The organism is Blautia sp. HCP3S3_D9 (assembly GCF_052063845.1).
Lineage (GTDB): Bacteria > Bacillota > Clostridia > Lachnospirales > Lachnospiraceae > Blautia_A.
The window spans coordinates 25,691-31,690 of sequence record NZ_JBQHWS010000038.1 but is presented as its reverse complement, the minus strand read 5'-3'; the positions used below and the strand labels follow the sequence as shown (position 1 = coordinate 31,690).

The 6,000-nt window shown below is 40.9% G+C and carries 7 protein-coding genes and 1 pseudogene; all 8 read left to right on the top strand.

Annotation, left to right across the window (positions count from 1 at the left end):
- Positions 1 to 309 precede the first annotated feature (309 nt).
- The 8 genes and pseudogenes from ACTNES_RS09430 to ACTNES_RS09395 all read left to right on the top strand — a co-directional run bounded on the left by ACTNES_RS09430 (position 310) and on the right by ACTNES_RS09395 (position 5,916).
- Positions 310 to 1,035, top strand: a pseudogene (locus ACTNES_RS09430) (AAA family ATPase).
- Between the two features lie 105 nt (positions 1,036 to 1,140).
- Positions 1,141 to 1,812: a hypothetical protein gene (locus tag ACTNES_RS09425; RefSeq protein ID WP_300335082.1), complete on the top strand. Its 672-nt coding sequence runs from the start codon at positions 1,141 to 1,143 to the stop codon at positions 1,810 to 1,812.
- Between the two features lie 23 nt (positions 1,813 to 1,835).
- Positions 1,836 to 2,591 (top strand): metallophosphoesterase family protein, encoded by a 756-nt coding sequence (locus tag ACTNES_RS09420; RefSeq protein ID WP_300335084.1) that lies wholly within the window; start codon positions 1,836 to 1,838, stop codon positions 2,589 to 2,591.
- Positions 2,592 to 2,680: 89 nt separating this feature from the next.
- Entirely contained in the window at positions 2,681 to 3,346 is a 666-nt protein-coding gene (locus ACTNES_RS09415) for a hypothetical protein (protein ID WP_441039173.1), read from the top strand.
- A gap of 43 nt (positions 3,347 to 3,389) precedes the next feature.
- Positions 3,390 to 3,938: a hypothetical protein gene (locus ACTNES_RS09410; RefSeq protein ID WP_300335088.1), complete on the top strand. Its 549-nt coding sequence runs from the start codon at positions 3,390 to 3,392 to the stop codon at positions 3,936 to 3,938.
- A 44-nt stretch (positions 3,939 to 3,982) separates the two neighbouring features.
- Positions 3,983 to 4,570, top strand: a complete 588-nt coding sequence (locus ACTNES_RS09405; RefSeq protein ID WP_300335090.1) for a metallophosphoesterase — start codon at positions 3,983 to 3,985, stop codon at positions 4,568 to 4,570.
- Complete coding sequence (locus tag ACTNES_RS09400) at positions 4,545 to 4,907, top strand: helix-turn-helix domain-containing protein (protein WP_300335092.1); 363 nt, start codon at positions 4,545 to 4,547, stop codon at positions 4,905 to 4,907. Before ACTNES_RS09405 ends, ACTNES_RS09400 begins: the two co-directional genes overlap by 26 nt.
- 454 nt (positions 4,908 to 5,361) lie before the next feature.
- Entirely contained in the window at positions 5,362 to 5,916 is a 555-nt protein-coding gene (locus ACTNES_RS09395; protein WP_441039172.1) for a sigma-70 family RNA polymerase sigma factor, read from the top strand.
- Positions 5,917 to 6,000: the final 84 nt, after the last annotated feature.

The window sequence follows — 6,000 nt, the reverse complement described above, 5'->3', positions numbered from 1 at the left end:
GAAGCTCTTTTTTCATTCACTTAATAGGTGAAAAGCAATATTCAGTTAAAATACTGTAACTATGTGGCTTTCGGCCACTTTCACGGCATTGCCGTGAATAATCTAGGTTTAAAGATACATTTCTCCGAAGAATTTGCAACAGCGATCACAAAATATCTGAGTACCGACTTTACGGCAGAGTGTATGCTTCGGTATATTAGAAATACGGGGAAGTGCAGCATGGAGATGATTGTCGATGAGATGCTGGCTATTTTGAATGATCGTGATGCATATGTTCAGAAACAGATTGAAAAGAACAGGAGAATTGATTTGGACGATTTATTTATCAGAGGTTTTGATATTCGATGGAATGAGGAATTACAGGATTCTTATGTGTATCAGATTCCGGCGATTGCGAATATTGACCATTTTGAATTTAAGAGTAATATTACATTTTTCGTAGGAGAGAACGGATCCGGTAAATCCACATTGCTGGAGGCGTTTGCTGTAGCATGTGGTCTGAACCCGGAAGGTGGTACAGCCAATTATAGATTCAGTACTTATGATGACTATTCGGATCTGGCTTCAGCAATCAAACTTCGAAAAGGTGTCTCTAAACCAAGATGGAGTTATTTTCTTCGGGCAGAGAGTTTCTATAATGTAGCATCTGCTTTGATGACAAAGTACAACGATGATGGTAAGATGCAGGATCTTCACGCCAGATCTCATGGGGAAAGCTTTCTTGATTTTATCCAGAGAGCAGACCAGCCGGGACTCTATATCATGGATGAGCCCGAGGCGGCTCTTTCTCCGTAGAGACAGCTGACATTATTAATCCATCTTGTGAAGATGGCCCAAAAGGGTGCACAGTTTGTAATCGTAACACATTCGCCGATTTTGCTTGCTATCCCGGATGCGGATATTTTTTCTTTTGATGAAGGTAGCATCCGGCAGATTCGGTATGAGGATACGGAAAGCTATCAGATTACAAAGATGTTCCTGGATAACAGGGAATATATGCTGAAGAGATTACTTGCGGAGGATGATGACGAGTAAGGGATGGCTATTATACTACGTGTAGAATGACAACCGTAATAGAAGTTGATAAGATTAAAGTATTTCAATTATTGTGAAATACTGTACGGGTTAAGGAGGGATCAGATGCTTAAGAAAAGAAGAAAAAAGGCCCTCGAGGAAGGACACACAAATAATATATGGAACAGGCACGATTTCGTAATGTGCGGTTTGGGAGAAAAAAGCAGAACTCTGGCAATCGTGAAGCATGTTAGAAAGTGTATCAAGTGGAGTAAGCAGAGAATTGTCAGAGGATATGCGGATTCGGATATCTGGAATATGTATGGATATCTGCAGGTATTACTGCCGGACATGCTGGAACACCTGAAAAATCATCGTTGCGGTTCTCCGGGTTATCTTGGAGAGAATTATACAAACGAGGATGGGATTCTTGTAAACGATACTTGCCATGAGGTCTGGGATAAGATATTGGACCGTATGATTTTTCTTTGGAGAGAAACCGATGAAGAAACATGCTCTAAAAAGAATTCATACGAAGAGGAATATATGAAAGCTCTCGATGAATTCAGAGATAAATATGGTGTACTTGGGAAAAAACTTCAGACACCGGAAGAACTGGAAGCCAACCGAAAACGAGGCGGCGGTGGAACTGTCCACTTTATGAGTGAACTACCCGAATACAAAGAAATATCGGAAAAATACATGGATGAAGAAAAGAAGTTAGAACAGTACAGAATCGCCTGTAAAGATGAAGTTATGGATCTGATGAGAGAACACTTCTTTGCCTTGTGGGACTAAAAATACTGAAGGAGCAAATGCCGATGATTTTTATAACCGGTGACTGCCACGGAAATTTTGAACGGTTCAATCCGAGCATTTTCCCTGAGCAGAAAGAGATGACAAAAGAAGATTACGTGATTATCTGTGGCGACTTCGGCGGTGTGTGGCACAAGGATGAAGAAAGTCCGGAAGAAACAATGGTTCTGGACTGGCTGGATTCCAGGCCGTTTACTACATTGTTTGTGTGTGGTAATCATGAGAACTTTGATCGCTTATACCAATATCCGGTAGAGGACTGGCACGGCGGAAAAGTGCATAAAATCAGAGACTCTGTTCTTCATCTCATGAGAGGGCAGGTATTTGAAATTGAAGAAAAGAAGATATTCAGCTTCGGAGGGGCCAGCAGCCATGATATCCAGGGCGGAGTGTTGGAACCGGATGATCCGGAGTTTGAAAAAAAGTATGCCACATTAAGCAGAGGATACTTGCCATTTCGTATCAATCATTGGAGCTGGTGGAAGCAGGAATTACCATCGGAGGAAGAGATGGAGGAAGGCCGACAGAATTTGGAGAAGCATGATAATAAAGTTGACTTTATTGTTACTCACAGTTGTGCTGCAAGTACCCAGGCTTTGCTTGGACATGGACTTTATTCCAAGGATTATCTGAATGAATATTTGGAGGAGATACGCCAGAAGTGTAAGTTCAAAAAATGGTTTTTCGGTCATTATCATGATAATCGAAATGTGAATGCGGAGGAGATCTTGATCTGGGAGCAGATTATAAGGATCGTATAAGAAAGTGTATGAATGGAAACAGAAAAAACAGCACGAGAAATAGACTCTTTATGGAATTTAATCGTGTCATGTAGAGGAGGTGTTTCAGCATGCATGAACTCGAATTTACAGATAATGAGATTCGCATTGTTCTGAATGCATTGGATTTCTATTCAAGAATATGGATAGGTCAGTATGATCATATGTTATGGGATCTCAGATGGTACAGAAACTGTAGCCAGCTAGATGCATTGGATGATACACTTCGCAGAAAGTTTTGGGATATACGGAATATCATCCTGCCGGGATTGCGCAAGTATTCATTAAACGGAAGTTATGGTATTTTTTCGCCGGACAGAAATGCGAAGGCTGCAATCGCCTATGATATGCAGCAGGAGTTCCGTTATAGAAGAGCATGGTTTCTGAAACCGGAGGGTGGTTATACAGTAGATTTCGGAAGACCGCTTCCATGCGAAGATGATCCATGCGATTTTCCGAAAGCAGAATGTTATGATATGAATGGCGAATTCAGAATCAGGGTCTATATTGATGACACGCAGCTTGGGGTGATTATTGATGCTCTGAATATCGGAATCCTTGAGTATGATTGTCAGATCAGAAAGTTATTTGAGTATTATACGGAGGATCAGGAAGCATTGCGAATTGCGGAGGTAGTGACAGAGTTGCTGATATCCATTGAAGTAGAGCGTGCAGTAGAAAATGAGCTGCATTTTGATTTGGTTCAGAGACTGTCTGCAATTCAAAATGATAAGTGACAGCCAGGAATTGTTTTTTAAGGACATTCTGGAGGAATAAAGTATGGCAAGGTATTATAAAGGAAAAAGAATAGGTGCCAATGTCTACACCCAGGGTAAATTTGGCAAAGGTCTCCGTGAGATTGTAGACACAGATAATCTTCTTCTGTATTCTGATGGCAGATATCCGACGAAGCTGACTGCAGCGGATCTGCCGGAGGATTATATTAAGATTCACAGCAGAGTAATCTGGTATATGAAGGGATATCTTAGAACCTCTGGGATTGTGGATATGATGTATAGATGGGTAAGAGAGAATCATCTGTTTAAGGATGATTACATTTATATTTCGTATCACGGACCATTAAAGGAAGTAACCAGTCATTTGGGGGTTAAGGATATTGAAGATTATGATGTTTGTGTCTGTGGTAATGATATCGTCAATATCGTTCTTGCGGCAGAAAAGTATTCTGGCTTTGATACTTCAGAGGTCAGGGCTGAAATTGAAAAGAAAAGAGTCTGGCTTCGGGACAATGAACCGGATTATTATAAAGAATGTAGACTCGAAGACAGAGACATATTCGAGCAGTGGATAGAAAAAGGTTATGTTTAATTCTGTATTCTATTTTCTGCAGTTCTTTGATAGGAGATGATTATGTGATCTTGACATTATATGAACCTTTCCGCCATTGGTCGGAAACTGGTTCCGTATATATTTTATCAGATCCTCATTTTGGGGATCCTGATTGCAAATTGATGGATCCTGGCTGGATTGAGCCAGAGGAACAAGTGGCCAGAATCAATGCGTTGGTCATGAAGAATGATACCTTTGTCTGTCTTGGCGATGTCGGTGATGCTTCCTTTGTAAAGCAAATTAGGGCAAGAAAGAAGATTTTACTTCTTGGAAATCATGACAAGAAGAAGGATTACAAAGGATTGTTTGATGAGATTTACGATGGTCCATTATTGATTGCAGAAAAAATTCTTCTTTCTCATGAACCGGTATATGGATTGCCTTGGTGCCTGAACATTCATGGTCACGATCACAGCAACATTGAGTCCTATAAAGAAGGATGCAAGCATCTGAACCTGGCTGCCAATGTCTGTGACTATACGCCGGTCAGTCTTGGCAAGCTGATTAAAGGGGGAATTCTTTCTGATATCACAAGTATTCATCGAATTACTATAGACCGAGCAACAGAGAAAAAGGAGAAATGGCATGGAGAAGCAGTTTCCGACAATTGATAAAGTGAAAACCGGAAAGCAGATCCGCCGTCTCATGAATTCTTTGGGGCTGACGGTTACGGATGTTCAGAAATATATGGGCCTTGCCACACAGCAGGCCGTTTATCACTGGTTGAACGGGAGGAGTCTTCCGAGTATAGATAATGTGTATGCCCTGAGTGAATTATTCAAAGTTCCCATGGATCAGATTATCTGCGGGAATCGGGAATATCAACCAGAGCAAGGATCCATGTATTATAGACTTAAGGCATATGCAAAATATCTGCGGATGTGTGTGACGGTCGCCTGTGAGGGAAAGGGTAGAGAGCAGAACTGCTTTATAATAGAGTCAATATAATTTAAACAGATGTGCAATTTTGTTTTTGAGGACAGCTTGTAATAGTGCAGGCTGTTCTTTTTTGCTCATTTTCGAGTCTCACCAACTTGATACTTTCTGCGACTTCGATGAAACTTTTCTGCCTGCATATGAGATACCTCTGATACTTCCGGCTGATACAATGATTATGCTGGAAGTAGAAGATCAGCAGGTCAATTAAATATGAGAAAACAACGAGCCAAATAGACACAGACGGTGTGTGCTTGTACATGGAGCTCCATTAGGAATTTTAACCTAATGGGGCTTTTCTTTTTACGCTGAAAACTTTGATTTCCAGCCAATACCACGGGTCTGCATATGACCGCGTGATTGGAAAGGGAATCAAGGATGATCAGACGTATCAGTAAACCACGTGCACCTCCGCTCTTGGATTTGAAACACGAGAACAAGATTTCAAATTCAGGAGGAAAAGAAGATGTACGTACAGCATCCATATAAATTCGAAGGAAAATATTACGCAAAGATTGATGGAGTATTCTATGAGATCTCCAAGGAAGTGGCGATGGCTATGTTCGCCGATTATAGAAATGAGATTTATCGCAGCCGTAAGTGGGCACCGGATTACAGGGAAGAGGATCTTCAGATGGAAGAGCTTCAGGATCTGAAGATTGATAATGAGAAAGAGAATGCTGCAAAAAAGAAGGATAAGAAGTGGAAGCGAAAGACCAAGAGATGTGAGATCCTCGATTGTGCCTTCAGTGCTAACAGCGATGGACTTTCTATTGCCGATATGGCAGATGACACACAGCTCAGCCTTGAAGAACTGATGATTTTGAAAGAGGAGAGCAAAATTCTCCATGACAAGATCAGTAAGCTTACGCTTCAGGAGCAGTTTATCATCAAGTCTATCTATTTTGAGGGAATGAAACAGAAAGAAGTGGCAGAGATTCTTGGCGTCACAAAAGGAGCTCTCAGTCAGAGACTTGGTACTATACTCAGAAAGATGCGTACCATGTATCTGGAAGGATAAATAACATTTCATAAATTTTTTGCTTCACTGCCTAAACTTTTTCTGCGTTTTTTGTATTTAGTAACTGAAAAGGTTAATCCTTAA

Bases quoted from the DNA above. Each gene is read 5' to 3' on its own strand.
- ACTNES_RS09425 (WP_300335082.1), top strand. From the start codon at position 1,141: ATGCTTAAGAAAAGAAGAAAAAAGGCCCTCGAGGAAGGACACACAAAT.
- ACTNES_RS09420 (WP_300335084.1), top strand. From the start codon at position 1,836: ATGATTTTTATAACCGGTGACTGCCACGGAAATTTTGAACGGTTCAAT.
- ACTNES_RS09415 (WP_441039173.1), top strand. From the start codon at position 2,681: ATGCATGAACTCGAATTTACAGATAATGAGATTCGCATTGTTCTGAAT.
- ACTNES_RS09410 (WP_300335088.1), top strand. From the start codon at position 3,390: ATGGCAAGGTATTATAAAGGAAAAAGAATAGGTGCCAATGTCTACACC.
- ACTNES_RS09400 (WP_300335092.1), top strand. From the start codon at position 4,545: ATGGAGAAGCAGTTTCCGACAATTGATAAAGTGAAAACCGGAAAGCAG.
- ACTNES_RS09395 (WP_441039172.1), top strand. From the start codon at position 5,362: ATGTACGTACAGCATCCATATAAATTCGAAGGAAAATATTACGCAAAG.